Origin of the sequence: Sphingosinicella humi (genome assembly GCF_003129465.1) — a bacterium.
GTDB lineage: Bacteria > Pseudomonadota > Alphaproteobacteria > Sphingomonadales > Sphingomonadaceae > Allosphingosinicella > Allosphingosinicella humi.
In genome coordinates, this window is record NZ_QFFF01000002.1 from 87,431 (window position 1) to 113,337 (window position 25,907).

General features: G+C 66.4%; 25 protein-coding genes and 1 riboswitch. Of the genes, 16 read left to right on the forward strand and 9 right to left on the reverse strand.

Going from position 1 to position 25,907, the window contains the following annotated elements; all coding sequences use genetic code 11:
• Positions 1-53: 53 nt before the first annotated feature.
• From DF286_RS13735 to DF286_RS13750, 4 genes are all read right to left on the reverse strand, one after another.
• On the reverse strand, positions 54-1,343 hold the full coding sequence (locus DF286_RS13735) for a DUF763 domain-containing protein (RefSeq protein WP_109272260.1): 1,290 nt from the start codon (positions 1,341-1,343) through the stop codon (positions 54-56).
• A gap of 61 nt (positions 1,344-1,404) precedes the next feature.
• Complete coding sequence (locus DF286_RS13740) at positions 1,405-3,189, reverse strand: cation:proton antiporter domain-containing protein (protein WP_109272261.1); 1,785 nt, start codon at positions 3,187-3,189, stop codon at positions 1,405-1,407.
• Positions 3,190-3,442: 253 nt separating this feature from the next.
• Positions 3,443-4,954 carry a carbon-nitrogen hydrolase family protein gene (locus DF286_RS13745; protein ID WP_109272473.1) on the reverse strand — a complete coding sequence of 504 codons (1,512 nt, stop codon included), beginning with the start codon at positions 4,952-4,954 and terminating at the stop codon, positions 3,443-3,445.
• A gap of 104 nt (positions 4,955-5,058) precedes the next feature.
• Entirely contained in the window at positions 5,059-6,279 is a 1,221-nt protein-coding gene (locus DF286_RS13750) for an NADP-dependent isocitrate dehydrogenase (RefSeq protein WP_109272262.1), read from the reverse strand.
• 147 nt (positions 6,280-6,426) lie between these two features.
• On the opposite strand from DF286_RS13750, the gene DF286_RS13755 reads away from it, so the two are divergent.
• From DF286_RS13755 to fabZ, 13 genes are all read left to right on the forward strand, one after another.
• Entirely contained in the window at positions 6,427-7,161 is a 735-nt protein-coding gene (locus tag DF286_RS13755) for a phosphatidylserine decarboxylase (RefSeq protein WP_109272263.1), read from the forward strand.
• Entirely contained in the window at positions 7,158-7,943 is a 786-nt protein-coding gene (locus DF286_RS13760; RefSeq protein ID WP_243444890.1) for a CDP-alcohol phosphatidyltransferase family protein, read from the forward strand. The genes DF286_RS13755 and DF286_RS13760 overlap by 4 nt, the downstream gene beginning before the upstream one ends.
• 301 nt (positions 7,944-8,244) lie before the next feature.
• Positions 8,245-9,003: a 30S ribosomal protein S2 gene (gene rpsB / locus DF286_RS13765; RefSeq protein ID WP_109272264.1), complete on the forward strand. Its 759-nt coding sequence runs from the start codon at positions 8,245-8,247 to the stop codon at positions 9,001-9,003.
• A 118-nt stretch (positions 9,004-9,121) separates the two neighbouring features.
• Complete coding sequence (gene tsf, locus DF286_RS13770; RefSeq protein WP_109272265.1) at positions 9,122-10,066, forward strand: translation elongation factor Ts; 945 nt, start codon at positions 9,122-9,124, stop codon at positions 10,064-10,066.
• Positions 10,067-10,231: 165 nt separating this feature from the next.
• Positions 10,232-10,951, forward strand: a complete 720-nt coding sequence (gene pyrH / locus DF286_RS13775; protein WP_109272266.1) for a UMP kinase — start codon at positions 10,232-10,234, stop codon at positions 10,949-10,951.
• Between the two features lie 3 nt (positions 10,952-10,954).
• The gene (frr, locus tag DF286_RS13780; RefSeq protein ID WP_109272267.1) at positions 10,955-11,512 is read left to right on the forward strand and encodes a ribosome recycling factor; all 558 of its coding nucleotides are present in this window, start codon (positions 10,955-10,957) and stop codon (positions 11,510-11,512) included.
• Positions 11,509-12,264 (forward strand): isoprenyl transferase, encoded by a 756-nt coding sequence (locus tag DF286_RS13785; RefSeq protein WP_424141260.1) that lies wholly within the window; start codon positions 11,509-11,511, stop codon positions 12,262-12,264. Before frr ends, DF286_RS13785 begins: the two co-directional genes overlap by 4 nt.
• Positions 12,261-13,091 (forward strand): phosphatidate cytidylyltransferase, encoded by an 831-nt coding sequence (locus tag DF286_RS13790; protein WP_109272268.1) that lies wholly within the window; start codon positions 12,261-12,263, stop codon positions 13,089-13,091. The genes DF286_RS13785 and DF286_RS13790 overlap by 4 nt, the downstream gene beginning before the upstream one ends.
• The gene (locus tag DF286_RS13795) at positions 13,088-14,248 is read left to right on the forward strand and encodes a 1-deoxy-D-xylulose-5-phosphate reductoisomerase (protein ID WP_109272269.1); all 1,161 of its coding nucleotides are present in this window, start codon (positions 13,088-13,090) and stop codon (positions 14,246-14,248) included. The genes DF286_RS13790 and DF286_RS13795 overlap by 4 nt, the downstream gene beginning before the upstream one ends.
• A 23-nt stretch (positions 14,249-14,271) precedes the next feature.
• On the forward strand, positions 14,272-15,381 hold the full coding sequence (gene rseP, locus DF286_RS13800; RefSeq protein WP_109272476.1) for an RIP metalloprotease RseP: 1,110 nt from the start codon (positions 14,272-14,274) through the stop codon (positions 15,379-15,381).
• Between the two features lie 90 nt (positions 15,382-15,471).
• Positions 15,472-18,165: an outer membrane protein assembly factor BamA gene (bamA, locus tag DF286_RS13805; RefSeq protein ID WP_109272477.1), complete on the forward strand. Its 2,694-nt coding sequence runs from the start codon at positions 15,472-15,474 to the stop codon at positions 18,163-18,165.
• Positions 18,165-18,773, forward strand: a complete 609-nt coding sequence (locus DF286_RS13810; protein ID WP_109272270.1) for an OmpH family outer membrane protein — start codon at positions 18,165-18,167, stop codon at positions 18,771-18,773. The genes bamA and DF286_RS13810 overlap by 1 nt, the downstream gene beginning before the upstream one ends.
• The gene (gene fabZ, locus DF286_RS13815) at positions 18,773-19,261 is read left to right on the forward strand and encodes a 3-hydroxyacyl-ACP dehydratase FabZ (RefSeq protein WP_109272271.1); all 489 of its coding nucleotides are present in this window, start codon (positions 18,773-18,775) and stop codon (positions 19,259-19,261) included. The genes DF286_RS13810 and fabZ overlap by 1 nt, the downstream gene beginning before the upstream one ends.
• Positions 19,262-19,275: 14 nt before the next feature.
• On the opposite strand, the gene DF286_RS13820 is transcribed toward fabZ, so the two are convergent.
• The 4 genes from DF286_RS13820 to DF286_RS13835 are packed head-to-tail and all read right to left on the reverse strand — an operon-like array spanning position 19,276 to position 23,576.
• Positions 19,276-19,992: an ABC transporter ATP-binding protein gene (locus DF286_RS13820; protein WP_109272272.1), complete on the reverse strand. Its 717-nt coding sequence runs from the start codon at positions 19,990-19,992 to the stop codon at positions 19,276-19,278.
• On the reverse strand, positions 19,989-20,957 hold the full coding sequence (locus DF286_RS13825; protein WP_109272273.1) for a FecCD family ABC transporter permease: 969 nt from the start codon (positions 20,955-20,957) through the stop codon (positions 19,989-19,991). The genes DF286_RS13820 and DF286_RS13825 overlap by 4 nt, the downstream gene beginning before the upstream one ends.
• On the reverse strand, positions 20,954-21,739 hold the full coding sequence (locus tag DF286_RS13830; RefSeq protein WP_158274702.1) for an ABC transporter substrate-binding protein: 786 nt from the start codon (positions 21,737-21,739) through the stop codon (positions 20,954-20,956). Before DF286_RS13830 ends, DF286_RS13825 begins: the two co-directional genes overlap by 4 nt.
• The gene (locus DF286_RS13835; protein WP_109272275.1) at positions 21,708-23,576 is read right to left on the reverse strand and encodes a TonB-dependent receptor plug domain-containing protein; all 1,869 of its coding nucleotides are present in this window, start codon (positions 23,574-23,576) and stop codon (positions 21,708-21,710) included. The genes DF286_RS13830 and DF286_RS13835 overlap by 32 nt, the downstream gene beginning before the upstream one ends.
• 94 nt (positions 23,577-23,670) lie before the next feature.
• A riboswitch (cobalamin riboswitch) is annotated at positions 23,671-23,875 on the reverse strand.
• A 103-nt stretch (positions 23,876-23,978) separates the two neighbouring features.
• Between DF286_RS13835 and rpmE the strand changes: the two genes are divergently transcribed.
• On the forward strand, positions 23,979-24,209 hold the full coding sequence (gene rpmE / locus DF286_RS13840; protein ID WP_109272276.1) for a 50S ribosomal protein L31: 231 nt from the start codon (positions 23,979-23,981) through the stop codon (positions 24,207-24,209).
• A gap of 3 nt (positions 24,210-24,212) precedes the next feature.
• Positions 24,213-24,755: a GNAT family N-acetyltransferase gene (locus DF286_RS13845; RefSeq protein ID WP_207790053.1), complete on the forward strand. Its 543-nt coding sequence runs from the start codon at positions 24,213-24,215 to the stop codon at positions 24,753-24,755.
• Here the strand turns inward: DF286_RS13845 and DF286_RS13850 are convergent.
• Positions 24,752-25,498, reverse strand: coding sequence for a helix-turn-helix domain-containing protein (locus tag DF286_RS13850; RefSeq protein ID WP_109272277.1), 747 nt, complete (start codon positions 25,496-25,498; stop codon positions 24,752-24,754). The genes DF286_RS13845 and DF286_RS13850 overlap by 4 nt on opposite strands.
• A 176-nt stretch (positions 25,499-25,674) precedes the next feature.
• On the opposite strand from DF286_RS13850, the gene DF286_RS13855 reads away from it, so the two are divergent.
• Positions 25,675-25,905 carry a hypothetical protein gene (locus DF286_RS13855; protein WP_109272278.1) on the forward strand — a complete coding sequence of 77 codons (231 nt, stop codon included), beginning with the start codon at positions 25,675-25,677 and terminating at the stop codon, positions 25,903-25,905.
• The last annotated feature ends 2 nt before the right edge of the window (positions 25,906-25,907 follow it).

The following is a 25,907-nucleotide window of genomic DNA, read 5'->3' on the forward strand; positions in this document are numbered from 1 at the left end:
GCGTCATCCCGGCGAAAGCCGGGACCCAAGAACACGGTGTTGATAATGTGGCGCTAGTGCCTTTTCGGCTGGCGGCGGTGTTCTTGGGTCCCGGCGTTCGCCGGGATGACGGGTGGGTCGTACGGTGGCTCCCAGCCGAAGACGCTCCGTCCGCCATATTCGTGTGAGCGTCGGCGTTCTTCGGCGATGAAGGCGTCCACCGATGGACCGGACGTGTAGGCCTCCAGACGCCGCGCCTGCTCGTCGAGGCGGCGGATGGCGCCGAGCTTCTCGTCCTGGCCGAGCTTGGCTTTCCCGACCGCCGACTTCAGCACGCCGATCGTCTTGTCGTAGACCTTGGTGGGAACGGGGAAAGGGTGACGGTCCTTGCCGCCATGGGCGAGCGAGAAGCGCGCCGGATCGGCGAAGCGGCAGGGCGCGCCGTGGATCACCTCGGCGACCATGGCGAGGGAGCGGACGGTCCGGGCGCCGACGCCCGGCACCAGCAGCAGCTCGGAGAAATCCTTCGGCCCGCATTCCGCCGCGGCGGCCAGGGTGCCGTGGAGCCTGCGCACGATGACGTCGTCCGCCCGCACGTCGTGATGATCGGGCAGCGACAGGTGTGGCAGCATCGGCTGGGCGGAGACGGCCTTGCGGCCCTCCATCGCCGCCGCCTCGCGGGCGAGCCGATCCGGTCCGAGCTCGGCAAGCAGCTCGAGCTGCGCTTGGCGCGAGGCGACGGCGCGGCGATCGGCAAGGTTGACGATCGTGCCCTGGCGCCGACCTTCGATGGCGGCGTGGGGAGCGTCGACGAAGCTCTCCAGCCCCTCCGAGAGCCAATGATAGCGCCGGGCCGTGCGGCTATCGCCGTTCATGCCCTGCTGCACCACGGTCCAGCCTCCCTCGTCGGTGACGATGAAGCCGTGCAGATAGAGGTCGAAGCCGTCCTGCACGGCGGCGCTGTCGACCTTGGCGACGAGGCGACTGGTCCTCGCGAGACCCGCGCCGTCGAAGCCGGCAGCCTCTCCGGCCGCGACCAGCTCCGCCGGAGTCTGCCGGGAGTGACGTCCGCGTCCGCCGCAGATGCGGACGCCGAGCTCCCCCGCGCGTGGGTTGAGGCCGCGCTTCAGCGAACCGATCACGCTGGTGGTGATGCCCGACGAATGCCAGTCCATGCCCATGACAGCGCCGAACGACTGGAACCAGAAGGGGTTGGCGAGACGGCGCAGCAATTCGTCCCGGCCATAATGATGGATGATCGCTTCGGCGATGACGGTGCCGAGCCGCGTCATGCGCTCGCCAAGCCAGGCGGGCACTCGTCCCCCGTGCAGCGGCAGATCGGCGCTGCCGGACCGTTTCGCCATCATCGCCTCCTACGGGAACGAACGGCGAACGTTAGCAGCTGTCCCGGGTCTTCGCCAGCGGCTATCGCGCCTTCAACGCATCGCGCAGTCGGCGGCGTTTCAGCGGCGGTTCCCGATCGAGCTGGCCGAGTTCCATGATTTTCTTGCGCAGCTCGGAGCGCTTTTCGTGGATCGAGGCGATCACCGGCCCCATGGCTATGCCCAAATCGACGAGCACCGCCTCGGAGAGCTGGAGCGAGGATTCGAGCGTCTCCGGCACCGCGTCAGTGGCGCCGGCGCGATAGAGCTCCGCGGCATGGAGGGAATCGCGGGCGCGGACGACGATGGTGAGGTCAGGGCACCAGCCCCTCACTTTCTTGACCAACCGCACCGACAGGACCGGCTCGTCCATGGTGAGGATGAGAGCGCTGGCACGGCCGAGCTGGAGCTTGTCGACCAGGATCGGCCGGGAGACGTCGCCGAACATCACCGGGTAGCCCTCGCGCCGCGCGGCGGCGACCGTGTCGATGTTGGAATCGACCGCGATATAGTTGCGCCCGTGGGTCGAGAGCATTTCCGCGACCAGGCGCCCGACGCGGCCGAAGCCGATAATGACCGCCGTCGTTCCCGTCTCTCCGGTCACCGTCGGCGGCATTTCCACGTCGCCTTGCATGTCCACGCGCCGCGCGGCGTCGCGGCCGAGGCGGGCGAGGAGGGGGGTGATGGTAAGGCCGATGGCGGTCACGATCTGCCAGAAGGCGGCCGTCTCCGGCCGGATGAGCTGCGCCGCGCTGGCTGCGGCGAGCACGATGAGGGTCGTCTCCGAGGGGGACGCCATGAGCAACCCGGTCTCGGCGGCCACGCCCTTGCGCGCGCCGCTCAGCCGAAGGGCGATGCCGGTGACGAGCGCCTTTACCGTCACCACGCCGAAGACGGCGGCGAGCAGGCTCGGCCAGTTGGCGATGATGAGTCGAAGGTCGAGGCTCATGCCGACGGTGATCAGGAAGACGCCGAGGGCCAGGCCCTTGAAGGGGGCGGTGATGACCTCGACTTCGGTATGATATTCGGTTTCCGCAATGAGCAGGCCGGCGAGGAGGGCGCCGACGATGGGCGATAGGCCGACGGCCGTCGTCGCGATGCTCGCCAGGATGACGACAAGCAGGCTCGCCGCAAGGAACAGCTCTGGGCTCTTCGTACGCGCTGCCTGTGCGAAGAGCGGCGGCAATAGATAGCGCCCCAGCACCAGCATCGCCCCGATCGTCAAACCGCCGAGCAACAGCGTCCGCCACAGCCCGTCCCAGCCTTCCGCGGAGGCATGGGGCGCGAGCGCGCCGAGCATGAAGATGATCGGCACCAGCGCCAGATCCTCGAACAGCAGCATGGAAAAGGCGCTTCGCCCGACCGGGCTCGTCGTTCCGACCATCGGCAGCACCAGCGCCGTCGAGGACAGGGCGAGGGCGAAACCGAGGCCTATGGCGCCCGACCAGCCTTGCCCCATGAAATGGAGAGCGGTGCCGATGATCGCGCCGGACACGAACAGCTCGGCCGCGCCGAGACCGAACACCAGGCTTCGCATCGTCCAGAGACGGCGGAAGGAAAGCTCCAGCCCGATCGAGAAAAGCAGCAGGATGATGCCGAGTTCGGCAAAGGGGCGGATCGAGGCCGGCTCGGTTATGGTGATGTAGTAGAGCCACGGAAATCGATCGACCATGGTTCCAAGGCCCGCCGGTCCGACGAGCAGGCCGACGAGGATGAAGCCGATCACTGGGCTCACGCGAAAGCGGGCGAAGGCCGGGATGACCAGGCCTGCCGCGCCCAGGATCACCAGTGAATCGCTGAACGCATCGGAATTCATTTCAAGCGCCATTGGTGTTTTTCTGGGGGAAGCCAGCGGCCATTTCCAGAAAAAATCCCGATACGGCCTGTCGCAAAGCCAGGTTTCCGTCCGTAGGCCTTCGGTTGCCGGATAGACATGATGTCTCACGCCACGCCGCTGATATCCATGATCGTTGCCGGGTTCGTCCTGGCACTATCTCGTCTCGCGCGGTGCGGACCTCGCAGTCATGGGCGAGAAGGAGATCGCCAAGCGGATGATCGAGCAGGCGTGGGCGGTGAAATAGTCAGCCGCCGCCGGGACCGCCGGTGCCGCTGGTCGGCGGCGGGGCCGGGGCGCGTTCGCCGGTCGGGTTGCGGGTCCAGGAGACGCGATAGAGATCGAAGCGGCGGTCGGCGAGATTCTGCACCGTGCCTTCGGCGCGGGCCCAGGTGAGGTCCGCGAGATTGACGTCGCTGATCGTCAAGGTTTCGACATTCTCGCTCGCCTCCGCGGCGATGCCGTCGCGGGCGAAGGGGAAGTCGCACGGCGTCAATATGCAGCTCTGGGCATATTGGATGTCCATATTGTCGACGTTCGGGAGGTTACCGACATTGCCCGACAAGACGACATAGCATTGGTTTTCGATCGCACGGGCCTGGCTGCAATAGCGCACCCGCAAATAGCCCTGCCGGCTGTCGGTGCAGAAGGGGACGAAGATGATCCTGGCGCCTTCGTCGACGAGGCGGCGGGCCAGCTCCGGAAACTCCGAATCGTAGCAGATGAGCACGCCGATCGGCCCGCAGTCGGTCTGGATCGCGTTGATCCGGTCGCCGCCCTTGATCTTCCACCAGTAACGCTCGTTGGGCGTCGGGTGGAGCTTCTCCTGCGCGTGGACGGAGCCGTCGCGGAGGCACACATAGGCGACGTTCTGGATGTCGCCGTCATCGGCGACGGTCGGATGGGAACCGCCGACGATGTTGATGTTGTAGCGCAGCGCCATCCGGCTGAGCTCGGCCGTCAGCCTGGGCGTATGCTCGGTGAGGCGATCGATCGCCTCCATCGGCGTCAGATGCTCATTCTCGTAGGCGAGCAGCTGGAGCGTGAAGAGCTCGGGAAAGACTATGAAGTCCGATCGGTAATCCGATGCGACGTCGACGAAATATTCTACATTGTGAATGAACTCCTCGAAGCTCTTCACCGCCCGCGCCTGGAACTGGCAGGTCGCGATGCGGACGCTCTCCACGTCGCGTGGGACGCGGAAGCGCGGCGGCTCATCCGGGTCCACATAGGGGTTGCGCCAAACCATGTGGGCGGCGAGCCCGGCGGACTGCTTGTCCTCAGGGAGATAGTCCTTAAGGACGCCGATCGGCTCGAAGCCGTTGCGCACCTGGAAGCCGATGGTCGGGTCGCGGATCACGCCGGCGAGCACCTTCTCCAGATAATCCTCCGGCCCCTTCACCTTGCGGCGATTGCGGGCATAGGCCGGCATCCGCGCGCCGAAGACGATGCCCTTCAGCTCCAGCCGCTCGGCCAGCGCCTTGCGGGCGTCGTAAAGCCGCTGTCCGATGCGGACGCCGCGCGCCTCCGGATCGACGCACGTTTCGTAGCCGTAGAGCCAGTCGCCGGTCGGGTCGTGACGCGATCCGAACCCGTCGTTGGTGATCTCCTCCCAGCTATGCGAGGAGAGCGCCAGCCGCTCGTCGAGGCGCATCGAGGCGCAATAGCCGACGATCGTCCCCTCATAGAGGGCGACGAACTGGCCCTCGGGGTAATTGTTGATCTGCGCCCGGATCATCTCGCGGCTGTAGCCGGACATCCGGTCGGCATAGACGCGCTCCACCAGTGCGACGATGCCCGGGGCGTCGGCCGGCCTCGCCAGCCGCACCTCGAGCTTCGCCTTGCGCCGGGGAGTCGCCTCGTTCACGCTGCGGTGGCCATCGCCTTTTCAAGGTTGACGCGGATCGCCTCGAAGAACTGCTCGGTCGTCATCCAGCTCTGCTCGGGTCCGATCAGGATGGCGAGGTCCTTGGTCATCTGGCCCTGCTCGACCGTCTGGACGCAGACGCGCTCGAGCGTCTCGGCGAACTCCGTGACCTCCGGGGTGCCGTCGAACTTGCCGCGATATTTGAGGCCGCCGGTCCAGGCGAAGATCGAGGCTATCGGGTTGGTCGACGTCGCCTTGCCCTGCTGGTGCATGCGATAGTGGCGGGTGACGGTCCCGTGCGCGGCCTCGGCTTCGACGGTCTTGCCGTCCGGGGACATCAGGACCGACGTCATGAGGCCAAGCGAGCCGAAGCCCTGCGCCACCTGATCGGACTGGACGTCGCCGTCGTAATTCTTGCAGGCCCAGACGAACTTGCCGCTCCACTTGAGGGCGGAGGCGACCATGTCGTCGATCAGCCGGTGCTGATATTCGATCTTCGCCTTGGCGAACTGGTCCTTGAACTCGGTGTCGAACACCTCCTGGAAGATGTCCTTGAAGCGGCCGTCATAGGCCTTGAGGATGGTGTTCTTGGTCGAGAGATAGACCGGCCAGCCGCGGTTCAGGCCGTAATTCATGCTGGCCCGGGCAAAATCGCGGATGGATTCGTCGAGATTGTACATGCCCATGGCGACGCCCGAACCGGGGAAGTCGAACACTTCCTCCTCGATGCGCTCGCCATTCTCGCCTTCCCAGACCATGCGAAGCTTGCCGGGGCCGGGCACCTTGAAGTCGGTGGCCTTATACTGGTCGCCGAAGGCGTGGCGGCCGACGACGATCGGGTCGGTCCAGCCCGGGATCAGCCGGGGAACGTTGTCGATCACGATCGGCTCGCGGAAGACGACGCCGCCGAGGATGTTGCGGATCGTGCCGTTGGGCGAGCGCCACATCTTCTTGAGGCCGAATTCCTCGACGCGGGCCTCGTCAGGCGTGATCGTCGCGCATTTGACGCCGACGCCATATTTCTTGATCGCCTCGGCCGCCTCGACGGTGATGCGGTCATCGGTCTCGTCGCGCTTTTCGATGCCAAGGTCGTAATAGACGAGGTCGATGTCGAGATAGGGCTGGATGAGCCGCTCCCGGATCCACTGCCAGATGATGCGGGTCATCTCGTCGCCGTCGATTTCGACGACGGGCGTCTTCACTTTGATCTTGGCCATGTAGTTGCGTGCTTTCCCTCTGCGAGTGTGGTTTGGCGGGCGGTGTAGGCGGTGAACGCGCTGCGATCAACCGGAGCGGCACCCGCCCTATTGCCGGCGCAGCCGGTCGCCATTGTCTCGCCCACGCTTGCCGCCTAAAGACGGCGCATGACATCGCTCGACAAGCCCGACCTCGTCACGACGACGGTCCGCTGGCGCTGGCCCTCGGTTCATCCCGAAGGCCGCAAATTCGTCGTGATCGCGGGCGCGATCGCCGCAGCTTTCCTTTTCTTCATCTCGGATGAGATCGGCTGGCCGCTTCTGGGCGTAACCATTTGGGTAGCCGCCTTTTTCCGAGATCCGGTGCGGACGACGCCGACAGGGGAGGGGCTGATCATCGCCCCCGCCGACGGCCTCGTCACCATGATCGCAACCGTGCCGCCGCCGCGCGAACTCACCGGCGATGACGCGCTGGCGGACGGGCTCTACACCCGCGTCTCCATCTTCATGAGCGTGTTCGACGTCCACATCAATCGCACGCCGATCCCAGGCACGGTCATCCGCGTCGCCTATATTCCGGGCAAGTTCCTCAATGCCGATCTCGACAAGGCAAGCGAGGATAATGAGCGGCAGCATATCCTGGTCGAGGGGGCGAACGGCCTTCGCATCGGGTTCACCCAGATCGCCGGCTTGGTGGCACGCCGCATCGTGCCCTGGGTGAAGCCGGGCGACGCGGTCGCCGCCGGCCAGCGCGTCGGCCTCATCCGCTTCGGCAGCCGCGTCGACGTCTATCTTCCCGCCGGCATCGCGCCGCAGGTGATCCTCGGCCAGCGCACCATCGCCGGCGAGACGATCGTCGGTCGTGCCGGCGTCGCCGAAGCGCCGGAGGGCGTCAGCCAGTGAAGCCGTCGGTCCGGCGGCCGAGGGGCATCCCGCTGAGGGCGCTGGTGCCCAATGCCGTGACGGCGCTGGCGCTGTGCTCCGGCCTGACCGGTGTGCGTTACGCGATAGCCGAGGATTGGGAGCGGGCGATCACCTTCGTGATCATCGCCGCCGTGCTCGACGGCATGGACGGCCGCATCGCCCGCATGCTGCGCGGCCAGAGCCGCTTCGGCGCCGAGCTCGATTCGCTCTCCGACGTCATCGCCTTTGGCGTCTCGCCGGCGATCATCCTCTATCTCTGGGCGCTTCAGGAAGTCCCGCGCTACGGCTGGATCTTCGCGCTCGCCCATGCCGTCTGTGCGGCGCTCCGCCTGGCGCGCTTCAACGCCGCTATCGACGTCGAGGACCAACCCCATAAATCGGCGGGCTTTCTGACCGGCGTTCCGGCCCCCGCGGGGGCGGGGCTCGCCTTCCTGCCGATCTATCTCTGGCTCTGGACCGAAAGCGACGTCTTCCGCCAGTTCTGGGTCGTCGCGCCCTGGGCTGCCCTGGTGGCCATCCTCATGATCTCAAACGTGGCGACCTTTTCCTGGACCTCTCTCCGCCTCAGGAGCCATGTCCGGCTCTGGGCGCTGGGCGTGATCGCCGTCGTCGGCGGCGCGCTCTTCTCGGCGCCCTGGCCGACGCTCAGCCTCGCCGCCATGCTCTATGCGGCGCTGATCCCGGCCAGCGTCTACGCCTATGGCAAGGTCAAACGATCGCGCCGAGCCGCCGCTGCAGCCGCACCCGCGACGGAAGCCTAGGCGTCCAGGATCGCCATCCGAATGGCGATCGGGGCGAGCAGGATCACGAAGCTGAAGAACAGGATTGCCAGGAAGTGTATCACATTTAGTCCCCTTGCTGTCGGCGGCGTTGATCCGCCTATGTTCTCCCGGCTCTTCTATGTTCCTCCTTTGTTCTTCTGTCAACGCTTGATTTGAGCGGGGAGAGCGGGTAAGCGCGCGAGCATTCCACATGCGGGTCACACATACCGGTGGCTGCTCCCGAGCGCAGGCGAAGGACGGTCTCTCGGCCCGCAGAGGATTAACCGGAAGGAGAAGACCTATGGCGTCCACCGACGTCACCATGCAGCAATTGCTCGAGGCCGGAGCGCATTTCGGCCACCAGACCCACCGCTGGAACCCCAAGATGAAGCCGTATATTTTCGGCGATCGCAACGGGGTCCACATCATCGATCTCTCGCAGACCGTTCCGCTGTTCGCCCGCGCGCTCGATTTCGTGCGCCAGTCGGTCGCGGCCGGCGGCAAGGTGCTGTTCGTCGGCACCAAGCGCCAGGCGCAGGAGCCGATCGCCGAGGCTGCGCGCCGCAGCGGCCAGCATTTCGTCAACCACCGCTGGCTGGGCGGCATGCTCACCAACTGGAAGACGATCTCCAACTCGATCAAGCGCTTCAAGGCGCTCGAGGAGCAGCTGTCGGGCGACACCGCCGGCCTCACCAAGAAGGAAGTGCTCCAGCTGACGCGCGAGCGCGACAAGCTCGAGCTGTCGCTGGGCGGCATCAAGGACATGGGCGGTCTGCCCGACGTCATCTTCATCATCGACGCCAACAAGGAAGAGCTGGCGATCAAGGAAGCGAATGTGCTCGGCATTCCAGTCGTCGCCATCCTCGACACCAACGTCAGCCCGCAGGGCATCGCTTTCCCGGTGCCGGCGAATGACGACGCCAGCCGCGCCATCCGCCTCTATTGCGATGCGATCGCCGACGCGGCGCTCGCAGGCAAGCAGGGCGGCGCCGCCCGCCGCGGCGAGGACATCGGCTCGATGAGCGAGCCGCCGGCCGAAGCCGCGCTGGCCGAAGCCTGAGAAACCTCTCCCCTCCCGCTTGCGGGAGGGATCAAGGGGAGGGCCTGTCATTCGGGCACATTCCCTCCCCCAGCCCCTCCCGCAAGCGGGAGGGGAATTAATTGAAAGGATCAGAGATATGGCGGAAATCACAGCCGCATCCGTGAAGGAACTGCGCGAGCGCACCGGCGCCGGCATGATGGACTGCAAGAAGGCGCTGAACGAGACGAACGGCGACATGGAAGCCGCCATCGACTGGCTCAGGACTAAGGGCCTCGCCGCCGCCGCCAAGAAGGCCGGCCGCACCGCTGCCGAGGGCCTGGTCGGCGTCGCCGTCGAGGGCACGAAGGGCGCTGCCGTCGAGGTCAACTCGGAAACCGACTTTGTCGCGAAGAACGAGCAGTTCCAGGAATTCGTGCGCACGGTTGCCGGCCTGGCGCTCACCAACGGGGGCAATGCCGAGAGTCTGCTCGTCGCGAGCTGGCCGGCGGGCGGGACCGTACAGGAAAAGCTCACCGACAATATCGCCACCATCGGCGAGAACCAGTCGCTCCGCCGCTCTGCGGTGCTCGAGGTGAGTGATGGCGTCGTCGTGCCGTACGTTCACAACGCCGTGACGGCGGGTCTTGGCAAGATCGGCGTGCTCGTCGCGCTCGAATCGACCGGCGACAAGGAGAAGCTGGAGACCGTCGGCAAGCAGCTTGCCATGCACATCGCCGCGGCCAACCCGCTGGCCCTGAAGGGCGAGGATCTTGATCCGGCATTGATCGAGCGCGAGCGCGCTATCGCGTCTGAGAAGGCCGCCGAGTCCGGCAAGCCGGCCGACATCGTCGCCAAGATGGTCGAAGGCACGATCGCCAAGTTCCGCAAGGAAAACGCACTGATGAGCCAGCTCTTCGTCATGGACAACAAGACGAAGATCGAGGACGTCGTCGCCGCCGCCGGCAAGGACGCCGGCGCGCCGGTGACGCTCGCCGCCTATGTCCGCTTCCAGCTGGGCGAAGGCATCGAGAAGAAGGAAAGCGACTTCGCCGCCGAAGTCGCCGCCGCCGCCGGCACCAGCAAGCCCGAACCGGTTGCGTAACTTGTGTCCCCTCCTGCTTGCGGGAGGGGAATGAGGGGAGGGGCTGTCGGTCGACAGGTTCCCTCCCCAGCTTCCCGTGAGCGGGAAGGGAGGCTTGGCATCGCCGCAGCCGCTAACTAAGGTGCGCGCCGCCTCACCTTAACCATCGATTGGACCAGACACCCCATGCCGCGCCCGCGCTTCAAACGAGTCCTGCTGAAGCTTTCGGGTGAAGTGCTGATGGGGCCAAGCCAGTTCGGCATCGATCCCGACACCGTCGCCCGGATCGCCGAGGAGATCGCCGGCGTCGCCAAGGACCATGAGCTCTGCATGGTCGTCGGCGGCGGCAACATCTTCCGCGGCCTCGCCGGCGCCGCCAAGGGCTTCGACCGCGCCAGCGCCGATTATATGGGTATGCTCGCGACCGTCATGAACGCGCTCGCCATGCAGAACGCGTTGGAAAAGATCGGCGTCGACACCCGCGTCCAGTCCGCCATCCCGATGGCGACCGTCTCCGAACCCTATATCCGCCGCCGCGCCGTACGGCACATGGAGAAGGGCCGGGTGGTGATCTTCGCCGCCGGCACGGGCAATCCCTTCTTCACCACCGACACCGCCGCGGCCCTCCGCGCCGCCGAGATGGGCTGCGAGGCGCTGTTCAAGGGGACTTCGGTGGACGGCGTCTATGATGCCGATCCGAAGAAGGTGCCGGACGCCAAGCGATATGAAAGTGTGAGTTTCAACAAGGTGTTGAGCGACGATCTTCGCGTCATGGATGCGAGCGCTGTCGCTCTGTGCCGCGACAACAACATTCCGATCGTCGTCTTCAATATCCGCGAGCGCGGCAACCTCGCCAAGGTGCTCGGCGGAGAAGGCACGGCGACGATCGTGCAGAACGGGGAGTGAGAGATGCCAGCCTATAACAAAGCCGACATTCAGCGCCGCATGCACGGCGCCGTCGAGGCGCTGAAGCACGATCTCGCGGGCCTGCGCACCGGTCGTGCCTCGACGGCCTTGCTCGATCCGGTGACGGTCGAGGTCTATGGCGCGAACATGCCCTTGAACCAGGTGGCCACCGTCTCGGCCCCCGAGCCGCGCATGCTGTCCGTTCAGGTGTGGGACCGCTCCAACGTCAACGCCGTGGAAAAGGCAATCCGTTCCGCCGGCCTCGGCCTCAACCCGATCTCCGACGGGCAGAACATCCGCCTGCCGATCCCCGACCTTACCGAGGAACGCCGCAAGGAGCTGGCCAAGCTCGCCGGCCAATATGCGGAGAAGGCGCGCATCGCCGTCCGCAACGTCCGCCGCGACGGCATGGATTCGTTGAAGACCGACGAAAAGAAGCACGAGATCAGCGAGGACGAGCACAAGCGGCTCGGCACCGAGGTCCAGAAGATGACCGACGACACGATCAAGGAAATCGACGCGGCGGCGGCGGCGAAGGAACAGGAAATCCTGCAGCCGTGACCGCGTCCCCGGCCGGCGCGCCGTCGCGGCCGGACAGCGCCCGCGCTTCCGGCTCCGCAGTGCCGCGCCACGTCGCCATCATCATGGACGGCAATGGCCGCTGGGCGAAGGCAAGGGGCCTGCCCCGCGCCGCGGGTCACAAGGCAGGCGCGGAGGCCGCCCGCAAGGTATTGCGCGCCGCCGGGGAAGCCGGAGTCGAGTGCCTTACCCTCTACGCCTTTTCGTCGGAGAATTGGCGCCGGCCGCAGACCGAGATCAACGATCTCATGGGCCTTCTGCGCCTCTATATCGGCTCGGAGCTCAACACCCTTCACCGCGAAGGCATCCGCCTCAAAATCCTGGGCGATCACAAGGCGTTCAAGCCCGATGTTGCCAGGATGATCGATGAGGCCGTGGCGCGGACGGCCGCGAACCGGCGCATGACCTTGGCGGTGGCGCTCAACTATGGCGCCCGCGCCGAACTGGTGAAGGCGACCCAGGACCTGGCGAGGCGCGCCGCCGCCGGGGAGGTCGCTGCCGAGGCGATCGACGAGGCGATGGTCGACGCCGCGCTCGATACGGCCGATCTGCCGCCGCTGGACCTGATGATCCGGACTTCGGGCGAGCATCGGCTATCCAATTTCCTGCTTTGGCAGGCGGCCTATGCTGAGCTGCTGTTCGTCGACACCTATTGGCCGGATTTCGACGGCGATGCGCTGCGCGCCGCCCTGGATGCCTTCGCCGGCCGCGAGCGACGATATGGTGGCCTATGAGCGAGGCTGAAGCGTCCTTGGCCCGATCGGACCTTCCGACCCGCTTCATCATGGGCGTGGTGATGGTCGCCGTCGCCTGCGCCGCCATCTATTTCGGCGGCTGGGTCTTCCGCCTGCTCGTCCTCGCCGGTGCGGCGGTGATGCTGCTCGAATGGGCCGACATGCACCGGGTGCCCAGGCTCTGGGGCTATGTCGGTGCGCTCTTTCTTGCGGGGAACCTGCTCGTCCTGTCGGAGATGCTTTTCCCGGTGGACATGATGGACGCGGCGATCGGCGCCGCGAGCTTCTCGCCCGCCTGGACGGGCTTCGCCGCAGCGCTCGGCCTGGCTCTTCTGCTCGGCCTCATGGCACGGCGCACCACCATGTTCGGCGGCTATCTCTACGTCGCCATCCCGGCATTCGCCCTGCTTGCGATCAACTGGGCCTGGTTCGGCCTTACCTTCTGGATGATGCTGATCACCTGGGCGACGGACATTTTCGCCTATTTCGCCGGCCGCTCCATCGGCGGACCCAAGCTCGCGCCTCGGATCAGCCCCAACAAGACCTGGGCGGGCCTCGGCGGCGGCTTCCTCGGCGCGGCGGTCGTCGGCGCGCTCGCGGCCTGGTTCTTCGATCTCGGCTCGCCCTTCTTCTACATCGGCGGGCCGATGGGCCTCATCGCCCAGGCGGGCGACCTCTATGAGAGCTGGCTCAAGCGTCGCGCGGGCGTGAAGGACAGCGGCACCATCCTGCCCGGCCACGGCGGCGTGCTCGACCGGCTCGATGGGCTGCTCCCGGTCATCTTCGTGACCTTCCTGATTCTGGTCGGCGGGCTGTGGACCGGGTGACCCGCACCGTCGCCATTCTAGGCGCCACCGGATCGGTAGGACAATCGACCCTCGATCTCATCGAACGCGACAGGGAGCGGTTCAACGTGCTGGCGCTGACCGCCCGCCGCGACGTCGCCGGCCTCGCCGCCGCCGCCCGCCGCGTCGGCGCGCGCCGGGCCGTCATCGCCGACGAAAGCCTGTTCGACGCGCTGAAGGACGCGCTGGCCGGAACCGACACCGAAGCCGCGGCCGGCCATGAAGCGATCGTCGAAGCGGCCGCTTCGGGGGCCGACTGGACGATGGCGGCGATCGTCGGCTGCGCCGGCCTCCGGCCTGTTATGGCTGCCCTCCGCCAAGGCAAGACCGTGGCGCTCGCCAACAAGGAAGCGCTCGTCTCGGCCGGTGACGTCATGACGCAAGCGGCATCCGAAAGCGGGGCGACCCTGCTCCCGGTGGATTCGGAGCACAATGCGATCTTCCAATGCTTCGACCGGGCGCGGCCACAGGCGGTGCGGCGTGTCATCCTCACGGCCAGCGGGGGTCCGTTCCGCGGCCGCAGCCTGGAGGAAATGCGCGGCGTCACGCCGGCCCAAGCGGTCGCCCATCCCAACTGGTCGATGGGCGCCAAGATTTCGGTCGATTCCGCGACCTTGATGAACAAGGGGCTGGAACTGATCGAGGCCTTCCACCTCTTCCCGCTTTCGGCGGAAGCCTTCGACGTCGTCGTCCATCCCCAGTCGGTGATCCACAGCCTGGTCGAATATGTCGATGGCTCCTTCCTCGCCCAATTAGGGGCGCCCGACATGCGCATCCCGATCGCGCACACGCTGGCCTGGCCGGAGCGGATGGAGACCCCGTGCGAACGGCTGGATCTCGTCAAGGTCTCGCGGCTCGATTTCGAGGAGCCCGATCTTGAGCGCTTCCCGGGCCTGGCGCTCGCCAAGGAGGCGCTGAGGGCAGGGGGCGCGAAGCCCGCAATTCTCAATGCTGCCAATGAGGTAGCGGTCGCTTCCTTTCTGGACTCTCGGCTCGCTTTCCTCGATATCGCCAAAATCGCTCGTCAAGCGTTACACCATTATGATCCGCCCGCGCCGGCCTCGCTCGACGATGTGCTCGCGATCGATGCCGAAGCACGGCGGCGCGCCCAGACCCTCGTTGGAAAGTTCGCCATTTGAATAGCCCTGACCCCGGCCTCTTGATGACGATATTGAGCTTCCTGCTCGTCATCGGGCCGCTCATCTTCATCCACGAGCTCGGCCATTATTTCGTCGGCCGCTGGTTCGGCGTGAAGGCGGAGATTTTCTCGATCGGCTTCGGGCGGGAGATCGGCGGCTGGACGGACCGCCGCGGCACGCGCTGGAAAGTGGGCTGGATGCCCTTGGGCGGCTACGTCAAGTTCAAGGGCGACATGAACCCGGCGAGCGCGCCCACCGACGAATGGCTGTCGCTGCCGCCGGAGGAGCGCGCCGAGACCTTCCAGGCAAAACCGGTCTGGCAGCGCTTCCTCATCGTCGCGGCAGGACCGGTCACCAACTTCCTGTTCGCGATCCTGGCCTTCATGATCATCTTCGCCGCCATTGGCTATCCGACCACGCCGGCTGTCGTGCACGGCGTCGTGGAGGCCGGCCCTGCGGACCGCGCCGGCTTCCAACCTGGAGACCGGGTTGTCGAAGCCAATGGGCGCGGCATCGATATTTTCGCCGATCTTCAGTCCTATGTCCGCCTGCGGCCTGACACACCGATCCGCTTCACCGTCGAGCGGGGCGGCGAGACGATCCCGATCAAGGTCGTGACCGACGCGACTGTGGTGCAGGACAATTTCGGCAACGAAGCCCGCATGGGCTCTCTCGGCGTGACCTCGGGTCCACCCGCATTCGAGACGCTTCCGCCGCTTCAGCTGTTCGGCGCGGCCGTTAGCCAGACGGTGGAGACGGTGCGAGCGATGATCGTGACGCTGGGGCAGGTCATCACCGGCCAGCGCTCGATGAAGGAGATGGGCGGGCCGCTCAAGATCGCGCAATATTCCGGGCAGCAGGCAAGCCTCGGCTGGATCGCCTTCGTCTGGTTCATGACCGTGATCTCGATTAATCTCGGATTCATTAACCTCTTGCCAATCCCGCTGCTCGACGGTGGCCACCTGCTCTTCTACACGATCGAGGGCGTGCGTCGGAAACCCCTGAAGCCGGAGGCACAGGAATGGGCGTTCAGGACGGGGCTTGCCGCGCTTCTCGCGCTCATGATCTTCGTAACCCTGAACGATTTGGCCTCTTTTGGGGTCTGGACGAAGCTTGGCGGGTTGATTGGTTGAGCGGCTTGGGGCAGGGCGGAGCCCGACAGGGATCATGAGCCGGGCGGATAACCGGCATTCCAGCGTAAAGGGCGGGGACGCGTGACAGCGATCAAAGCATCTTCCTACAATCGGCGGCTTTGCTCCGCACTCCTGGTCGGCACGATCCTGGGCGGCATCGCCGTGCCTGCGTACGCCCAGGAGACGGTTCCGGCCGATACCGCGCCTCCGGCTGACACGCCCCCCCAATCCGAGGCGCCCGCCACTACTCCGCCGGTGGCGCCGGGGAGCGCCCCCGCCGCCAGCATCCTCGCGCCGCCCACGCCGATCGGCACGATCCGGTCGATATCCGTCACCGGCGGCCAGCGGCTCGAGGCGCAGACGGTGCTTTCCTACACCGACCTTCGCGTCGGCGAGCCCTATACCCGCGAGCGGCTCGACGAGGCGCTGCGCGACCTTTACGCGACGGAACTCTTCTCCGACGTCCAGATCCGCGACAATCAGGGCGCGCTCACCATCCAGGTGACCGAGAACCCGGTCATCAACCGCATCATTCTCGAGGGCAATGAGCGGCTGAAGAACGACAAGATCTCGCCGGAAATCCGGCTCGCTCCGCGCGAGATATTCACCCGGTCCAAGGTCCGGGCCGACGTCGCCCGCATCATCGAACTCTATCGCCGCCAAGGGCGCTTCGCCGCCACGGTCGAGCCCAAGATCGTCGAGCTCGACCAGAACCGCGTCGATCTGATCTTCGAGATCAACGAGGGTCCGCGCTCCAAGGTCCGGCAGATCAATATCCTCGGCAACGAGGCTTTCTCCGACGGCGACCTGCGCGACGAGATGGCGACGAAGGAAACGGGCCTGCTCAGCTTCCTCGGCTCGAGCAACACCTTCGACCCCGACCGTCTAGCCTTCGACCAGCAGAAGCTGAGGCAGTTCTACCTGACGGAAGGCTATGCCGACTTCCGCGTTATCTCGGCGGTCGCCGAGCTGACGCCCGACAAGCGCGACTTCATCATCACCTATGTGGTGGAGGAGGGCGAGCGCTACCGCTTCGGCGACGTCAACATCGAGAGCGAATTGCGCGACCTGGACCCCCAGGTAATGCGGCGCTTCGTGTCGATGGAAACGGGCGACTGGTACAATGCCAAGAGGGTTGAGGATACGATCACGCTCCTCAACGAAACGGCGGGCCTCTACGGCTATGCCTTCGCCGACGCGCGACCTCAGTTCAAGAGGAACGAAGACGAGCGCACGATGGACGTCACGTTCCGCATCGCCGATGCGCCGCGCGTCTATGTCGAGCGCATCGACATCAACGGCAACACGGTCACGCGCGACAAGGTGATCCGGCGGGAGTTCCGCCTGGCGGAGGGCGATCCCTTCAACAGCGTGCGCGTGAGGCGCTCCCGCGATCGCATCCAGTCGCTCGGTTTCTTCCAGGAAAATCTGGAGATCGAGCAGCAGCAGGGCTCCAGCCCCGACCGCGTCGTCCTGGCGGTCGATGTGGAGGAGCGCGCAACCGGCGAGTTGCAGGTATCGGCCGGCTTCTCAAGCCTGGAACGGTTCCTGGTCAACCTGTCCATCCGTCAGCGCAACTTCATGGGCAAGGGCCAGGAACTGCGCGCGGCGGCCAACTATTCGAGCTACTCGAAGTCGGTCGAGCTCGGCTTCACCGAGCCCTATTTGTTCGATCGGAACATCTCGCTTGGCGGCGACATCTACCGGCGCGACTTCAGCAGCTTCAACTTCGTCAACAACAGCCGCAACACCACTTACGAGCAACTCCAGACCGGCGGCCAGATCCGACTGGGCATTCCGCTCACCGAATATATGTCGCTCGCAATGCGTTACGGCCTGAACCTCGACGACATCACGCTCGACCGGGATATCTTCTTCACCGACCCCGACGGGGACGGCCCGCTGCCGCCTGTCTGCGACCCGTTGAGAGCCGGCCGTTATCTTTGCGACGCCATCGGCGAGCGAACCACCTCGTCGATCGGCTACTCACTGCTCTACGACACGCTGGACAACCGCCTTCGCCCGACACGCGGCGAGCGGCTGATCCTGAGCCAGGATTATGCGGGGCTTGGCGGCAGCGTGAACTATGTTCGCACCCGGGCCAGCGCCGATAAATATTTCCCGATCGACGATAGCGGTTTCGTCTTCGCGGCCACCATCGAAGGCGGCTACATCCACAGCTTCGAGGATGCGCCGGGGCCGGGCCGTGACCCGGTGCGCCTGATCGATCGCTTCTTCCTCGGCGAATCGCAGATGCGCGGCTTCGACATTCGCGGCATCGGACCGAGGGTGATCCGCCGGCGCTTCGACGCGGACGGCAACATTATCCCGGGCAAGGATGGCATCATCGCCGACGACGCCCTCGGCGGCCGCGCCTATTATATGGGCCGGGCGGAAGTCCAGATACCGTTCGGCAAGGATATGGGCCTCCGCCCGTCCGTGTTCGTCGACGTCGGCGCGGTGTTCGGGCTCGACGATCCGACCTTGGTCGGCATATCGCCGGATGATCCCCGGGCTCGCAACCGCTGCGTCGACGTAAACGGCAACAGCACGCCGGCACCCACCACCGGCGGTTGCCCGACGGGATCGATTCCGGTGGCCGGCGTCGCGCCGTTCCAGGAATTTTATGTCGGCGACACGCCCAAGCCGCGCGTCTCGGTGGGCTTCGGCGTCAACTGGATCTCGCCTTTCGGGCCGTTCAGGATCGATATAGCCAAGGCGCTTATTACCGCCGAAGGTGACGATACCAAGCTCTTCACATTCAACGTAGGGACCGCATTCTAATGAACAAATTCGTTTTCGGCGCCGCTCTGGCCGCGCTCGCCACCGCCATTCCCGCGGCTGCGCCCGCGCAGCGCACGGCCGCGGCCGTGATCGTCGTCATCGACACGCAGCGCGTCTTCTCCGACTGCAACGCCTGCAAGGCGGCGCAGACTCAGCTCCAGACCCAGCTCCAGCAGATCCAGCAGCGGGCTGAGCAGCTCAACCAGCCGCTCCAGACCGAAGCCCAGTCGCTCCAGGCAGCGGCCCAGGCCCTCAACGGCAAGGAGCCCGATGCCGCTCTTCAGCAGCGCGCGACCGCTTTCCAGCAGAAGCAAAGCGCCGCCGCGCAGGAGATCGCCCAACGCGAGCAGGCTTTCACCCGCAACCGCGCCTATGTCGCGCAGCAGATCAACGCTCGTCTGGATCCGATCATCAACCAGGTGATGTCGACCCATGGCGCGACGGTCGCGCTCGACACCCAGGCGACGCTCGCCCGATCGGCTTCGCTCGACGTGACGAACGAGGTGCTCGCGGCGCTCAATCAGCAGCTTCCGAGCGTCAATACGACGGCGCCGGCTCAGACCCAGCAGCAACAGCCGCAGCAACAGCAGCAGCCCCAGGGTCGCTAATGTCGGACGAAAGTGGCGCCGCCGTTCCCGAGTCGAAGCGGGGTCCGCTCGACGTGAAGCGGGTGATGGCGGCGCTGCCGCATCGCTACCCGATGCTCCTCGTCGACCGGGTCGAGTCGATCGTTCCCGACCAGTCGATCGCGGCCATCAAGGCCGTGACGATCAACGAGGACTTCTTCAACGGACATTTCCCCGGGCGGCCGATCATGCCGGGCGTCCTGATCGTCGAGGCGCTGGCCCAGGCCGCCGGTGTGCTCGCGGTCGAATCGCTCGGCCTCGCCGGCTCGGGGAAGCTCGTCTATTTCATGGCGATCGACGGCGCCAAGTTCCGCGCGCCGGTCGAGCCGGGCTGCCTGCTCCGGCTCGAGGTCGAGTTCGTCCAGAAGCGTTCGTCCGTCTGCAAGTTTGCCGGCAAGGCCCTGGTGGACGGCAAGGTCGCGGCCGAGGCGAACTTCACTGCAATGATCGCCGACCCGCCGGCGGCGTAATCGAGACGCAATCGTCAGGGCGTCACCGGGCGCCAGGCGCCGCCGACTTTCTCTATTCCGAATATCGATCGGATGTGCGGCCCGTCGAGCAGTTCGGCGGGTTCGCCATCCGCGGCGACGGTTCCGTCCTGCATGATGATGAGCCGATCGGCATAAATCCGCGCTAGTTCTAGATCGTGCATGGCGACCAGCAGGGCGCGACCATCGCTGCGGGCGATGGCGCGAAGCCTGTCCATCAATCGCAGCTGCCAGAGCGGATCGAGGTTCGTCACCGGCTCATCGAGAAGCAGCAGCCTGGGCTTCGCTGCCAGCACCCGTCCGATGAACACCCGGCTCCTTTCACCCGTCGACATGCGGTCGAGGCGCCTGTCGGCCATGGCGGCGAGGCCCAGCTCATCCAGCACCTCGTCGACTCTGCCTTGGTCATCATCCTCGGCAAGGCCGAGCGCGATCACATCGCGGGCCGTCAACGGCCAGGCGATGTCGCGAGATGCGGGGAGATAGGCGCAGAAGCGCGGTCGCTGCCCCGGCCCGAGTGTCCGCGGGTCCACTCCGGCCACGCGCACCTCGCCGAGCGGACCGCCAATGCCCGCGAGCGCGTGGAGGAGGCTGGTCTTGCCGCTGCCGTTCGGACCGACGAGACAGGTCAGCGTCCCGGCGTTCAGGTCGATCGCCGTGTCCTGGAGCCGGCCCGGCATGACCAGGCCCCACGCGGTGACGAGAGCGGTCATCGATTGAGCCTCCACCGCATATGCGCGACCAGCCAGAGGAAGAAGGGAGCGCCGAGGAGGGCGGTGACCACGCCGATAGGCAGGGTCCGCCCGTGCGGCGCCAGCCTCACGGCGAGGTCGGCGGACAGCAACAGGGCTCCGCCGATCAGCGCCGCGGGGGCGATGGCGCGCCCCGGATGTCCGCCTGTCAGCCGCCGCGCGAAGATCGGTGCGATCAGGCCGACGAAACCGATCGCCCCGCAGATCGCGACGCAGGCGCCGACCCCCAAGGCCGTCAGGCAGACGATCCACAGCCGCAGCGACGCGACATCATGTCCCAGCGACTGCGCCACTTCCTCGCCGAGCGTCAGGCTGTCGAGCGGCCGCGCCAGGCGCAGGAGCAGGGCTATGCAGATGAAGGTCGGCACGGCGGCGAACGCCGCCTGGGGGAGGCTGCGGTCGATCAGCGAGCCCATGAGCCAGTCATAGGCGTCGTAGAAGGCGAAGGGGGAGGGGGCGAGGGCCAGAGCCAGGGTCGTCAGGGCGCCCGCGAGGGCGCTGATCGCGAGCCCGGAGAGCAGCAAGGTCGCCGTCTCCGCCTTCGGCCCTGCCAACGCCAGCAGCAGCGCGAGCGCGGCGAGAGCACCGACGATCGATCCGACCGACAAGGCGAGCGGTGCGGCAAAACCGAAGATATAGGCGGTCACGACTGCGCCCAGCGCTGCGCCGCTGGTCGTGCCGGTGAGGTCCGGGGAGGCGAGGGGATTGGCGAACAGCGCCTGGATCGCCGCCCCCGAGGCGCCCAGCATCGCGCCGTAGACGAGCGCGAGCACCGCGCGGGGCAGCCTGAGCTGGACGAGAACGGCCAGGCCGAGCTCCCGGTCCTGCGCCATGAGGTCCGCCATCGCGCTCCACGGTGCCGCGACCGAGAAGAGAAACAGGGCAAGGAGCAGCGCCCCCAGCAGCGCGGAAGACCGCGCGCTCATTTCGCACCCGCCCGAAGGCGAACGATCTCGCCTACCATGAGCGGCCCCATGCACGTCCACACACGCCCATCCGTGACGACCGTGCGCGAGCGCGAGGTGCCCTTCGCCAGCGGGTGGTTCAGCCAGCGCTGCTCGCCCGAATATTGGCCGCTGCGATAGTCGCTGCGCAGCAGGATTTCGGGCGGCGCCACGAGCAGTTGCTCGAGCGAGATCCGGTCGCCCCGCAGCGGCCGCTGGCGAAATCCGGCGAGCGCCATCCATCGCGCCGCCAGGGAATCGGCTCCGACGCTCCTGCCTCCACCGCCCAGCCAGACCGTGTCGCGCTGCACCTCGGGCCTCGTCCGTTGCAGCTCGTCGATACGGGCGATGAGGTTCCGGCCCGCGTCCTCGCGTCCGAGCGCCCTTGCCACGGCGCGGATGCCCGCTTCCACATCCTCGAGGCTCTGCGGAAAGGGAAGATCCAGCGTCTCGATCCCGAGGCGCTCGGCGATCCGTGCCCGATCGCGGGCGCCGCCGCCCATGGTGAGGACAAGGTCCGGCCGCATCCCGACGATGGAGAGGAGACTCCCGTCATTGTCCGGATAGCGGCGCGCCTCTCGCCACAGCGGCGTCTCCGCCTTCTTGTGGGCGAGATGGGTAACCGAGGCGATCTGCCCGGGCCGGGCCAGCATCAGCAACAGCTCGTCCGTGCACAGGTTGAGGGAGGCGACCCGCCGGGGAGCCGCCTCCGCCACGCCCGGAAGGGCGAGGCTAATCGCCAAAATACAGGCGAAGACCCGCATAGACCGTCCGTCCCGGCGTGTTGTAGCCGACCACATCCCGATAGTCGGCGTCGAAGGCGTTCTCGACGCGGGCATAGGCCTGCAACGAAGGCGTCACCCGATAGCCGAGGTTGAGCGACGTCAGCACATAGTCACTCAGAGTTACTCGCTCCGCGGGGAAGAGGTCGAAATCCGTGTCCTGGCGCTTGCCGACATAGGCGAGGCTGGCGCCCACATCCAAAGCGCCGAGCGAACCTGTCGCAATGAAATTGGCGCTGTGCCGGGGCCGCCTGACCTCGCGCACCGACGCTGATCCCGACACCTGCCGCTCGTCGGCGTCGAGATAGGTGTAGTTGGCGCCAAGCGTCAGCCATCCGAGCCGATAGCGGCCGTCGACCTCCACGCCCCGCCGCCGGCTCTTGCCGTCGACATTGGCGGTGCTGGAGAGGAAGCTGGAGGGGTCGAACGTATCGACGATCTCATTCTCCAGCTCGCCGGTGAAGCCGGTCACGCTGAGCGATACCGCGCCTTCCACCCAGCGAACGCCCGCTTCGAAGCTTTTGGAGCGTTCCGGCAATAGCGTCGGATTGCCGACGAACGATCCGGGGAAGAAGCCGTAAAGGTCGTAGAAGGTCGGCTGGGCGATCCCCTCGCCATAGGCGGCGTGAAGCGTCCAGTCCTCGGCCGGCCTCACCAGCGCCATCGCCCGAAGCGTGGTCGCGTCGGCGAAGGCACTGAAGCTATCGTGCCGGACGGCCACATCCGTGGCGAAGACCGGCGACCAGTCCGCGCGCCACTCACCCACAAAGGCGGTGAGTTCGCGCGACCGGTCCTGGTCCGTCGCGCCGAAGAAGGACTGGTCTCGCGCCCTGAAATCCTCCGCTTCATGTTCGACGGCCGCGGTAAGGCGATGTCTTCCCACGGTGCGGCTGAGCTGCCCGCCTAGGGTGAAGCGCTGGCCGAACGTGCTGTTGAGCGGTGCCTCATCCAGCCGGTTGCGGTTGGCGCTGTCGAGATAGCTGGCGTCGGCGAGGAGCGACCACCCGCCTTGCTCGATGCGGGTCCAAGCGCGGACGGCGAAAAGCCTGTTGTCGGTCGAATCCAGCGTATCGGCGCGGCGGAAGGTCAGGGGATCGAAGCCATCGAACTCGCTCTCGCCTTCGATCCAGTGGCCGACGACGCCAATCTCATGGGCATCGATCGGGCTGAACACGACCTTGGCGCTGGCCGAGCGGTTCTCGAAGCCGTCGCGCTCCCCGCCCGTGCCGAAGCTGTCGATGCCGTCGCTCTTCAGCCACCCGGCCGATCCGCTGAGGCCCCCATCGCCGCTTCGCACGGCAAACTGCGTCGAGGCGCGGGCGCTGTCATGGCTGCCATATTCGGCCAGCGCGGAAAGGACGGTCGCACCCAGCGGGTCCGCCGTTTCCAGCGCGACCACTCCACCGAGCGCCTCGGAACCCCACAGCGCCGACTGCGGCCCCCGCACGACTTCCAGCCGGCTGAGGCTGTCGTTGGTCAGCAGCTCGAACCGCGCCTCATTGCCGGCAGCGGGATCGTTGAAGCGGATGCCGTCGACGAACAGCAGCGTGTGATTGGCCTCGGCGCCCCGGATACGCAGCTGGCTCTGGGTGCCGCGCGGTCCACTGGTCGAGACGGAAACGCCCGGCGCCAACCGCAATATGTCGCTCGTCGAGGGGAGAGCGAGCGCTTCCAGCGTCTGCTCATCGAACAGGGTGGCCGACACACCCGCCTCGGCCCTGGATACGGGCTCGCGCGACGCTGTGACGACGATATCCTCGTCCGCGCCCGGCGGGCTCTGCTGGGCAGCGAGAGCGGTTACCAACAAAATCGGATTCATGGACTCTACCTCCTTGGCGACACATGTCGTCTCGGAGGTATCGGCGGCGCCTGGACGCCTTCGATGCCACGCGCGTCGGCTGATCCCGGCCGGGCGCGGACGACGGGCGGAGGCAGGTCTCCTGGCTCGCGGCTCCCGGGGACCCACGAAAGTACTACTTTCGTGGGCGCCCTCTATGCTCCGTCACCCTTTGCGGATGGGGAGCTTGCCGCTTACAGTTGCGGGCACAGCGCCGGTTTTCCACCGGCTTCCCTTTTCACCGCTCCCGTAAGAGCGGCACCTTCGCCGATCCGGCCGCTAGGCGGGCTGGGCCTGGCTTGTCAACTCCACGCCGAGGCGCTAAGGGCGCGCTTCGCTTCCATGAGGCTGGTCGGAACCAGCCAAACCCCAGGAAATACCACCATGAAGACCGATACCCATCCCGACTATCACATGATCAAGGTCCAGATGACCGACGGCACCGTGTTCGAGACCCGCTCGACCTGGGGCGCTGAGGGCGAAACGCTGCAGCTGGACGTCGATCCGACCTCGCACCCGGCCTGGACAGGCGGCACCGGCAAGATGGTCGATTCGGGCGGCCAGGTCGCGCGCTTCAACAAGCGCTTCGGTGGCCTCACCCTCGGAAAGAAGTAAGCCTTGGACAAGGGGGGCGTAATTCCGGTCCTGGAGACCGAACGCCTCCTCTTGCGCGCGCCGTCGGCGGACGATCTCGCCGCCTCCACAACGATGTGGAGCAATCCCGAGGTCGTTCGCCATATCGGCGGCAAGCCTTTCACCCGCGAGGAAGTCTGGTCGCGCATCCTCCGGGCGCGCGGCCTCTGGTCGATGCTCGGCTATGGCTATTGGGCGGTCTACGACAAGGCGAGCGGCCGTTTCGCCGGCGACATAGGCTTCGCCGATTTCCACCGCGACTTTTCGCCGTCGATCGAGGGCATTCCGGAGATGGGCTGGGTGCTCGATCCCTGGTGCCACGGCCGCGGCTATGCCAGCGAAGCGGTGACGGCGGCGATCCGCTGGGCCGAGGCGGAGCTCGATGCCCCGGAATATAGCTGCATCATCGATCCCGACAACGCTTCCTCGATCAACGTGGCGCTGAAGGCGGGCTTCGTGGAAGCCGCCAAGACCCGCTACAAGGGCGGCCGCACCCTGATCTTTCGCCGCTCCGCCCGTCGGACTTAGCCGATAAGCCGAGCAAATCCGCCCGCGACGATACGGTCGAGGCGAGTGCGATACTCTTCGAAACGCGAATGGCCGGGTTCGACGAGCCCGAACTCCGGCTCCATCCCCGCCCGGCAGGGTATCAGCGCGAGCGGCGTCGCGGCCGGCAGCAGCTGCGAGCCCTCGCCCACCACGAGGGTCGTGAGGATGCCGTTCAGCTCACCGCTGATCGTCGGCCGGCCCAAAATGGCAACGCGATATTGGCCGGATTCCTGCGTCACCAGATAGATATGTCCTGAAAGGTGCGGAAAGGACACGCGCCCCGCCTGGGTGAAGGCGGCATCCACCCGGGCCGATTCCTGGAAGGTGAGGCAGTGACAGGCCTCGTTCCACTCGATCAGCAGCCGATAGGCATAGACCGCGCCCGGGTTGTTGAAGGAAGGCCGCAGCGTCAGATAATCGCCCTCCAGCCAGCGAACGCCGGCTCTGGCATAGGCGCCAAGTTCGGCCGGCGCCATCTCGGGAGGCTCGCTCGACAGACGCGGCGTGGCGCCGGCGCGCAGCGGCCGGCCGAGCGCTTCCTCGAGGCGCACGACGGTGGCGAGGGTGAAGGGGCGGCGCCCCGACAAGGCTTTCTCAAGCGTGGAGATGCTGAGGCCGGCCTCATCTGCCAGCCATTGTCGAGATCGGCGCAGCCGGGCCAATTCCTCGCGCACCAGGGCGGCGATATCTTCGCTCGAGCGGTTGTCGAGGTGGCCATGCATGGACGCCGATCATATCATCAGTCGCGGGACGCTTCCTCACATTTCCGCACGAATGATCACGCAAGCGGACAAAGCCATACGCCGCGCCACCGCTGCGGACGAAGATTGCGGCTCTTTATCGTGGCGGGAATCGGGTCGCGAGATCAAAAGCCCGGCAACAGATCGGGGAGCAACCCATGTTCCGCATCGCCTCATTGCTGCCGCGGCCGCCAATCCTGGTCGGCCTGGTCATGCTCTGCCTTTACGCGTCGGTCCCGTCGTCGGCCGATGCGATGGCGCCTGCCATGGGCGTCGCGGCCGTCGCCTGGACGGATCTGGATCCGTCGCTCGCGCCGCTGGCGATATTGGCCGCGGCGCTCGGCAGCACCGGACTGGCCTTGCGCCTCCGCCAGCGCCGATCGAGCTGAGC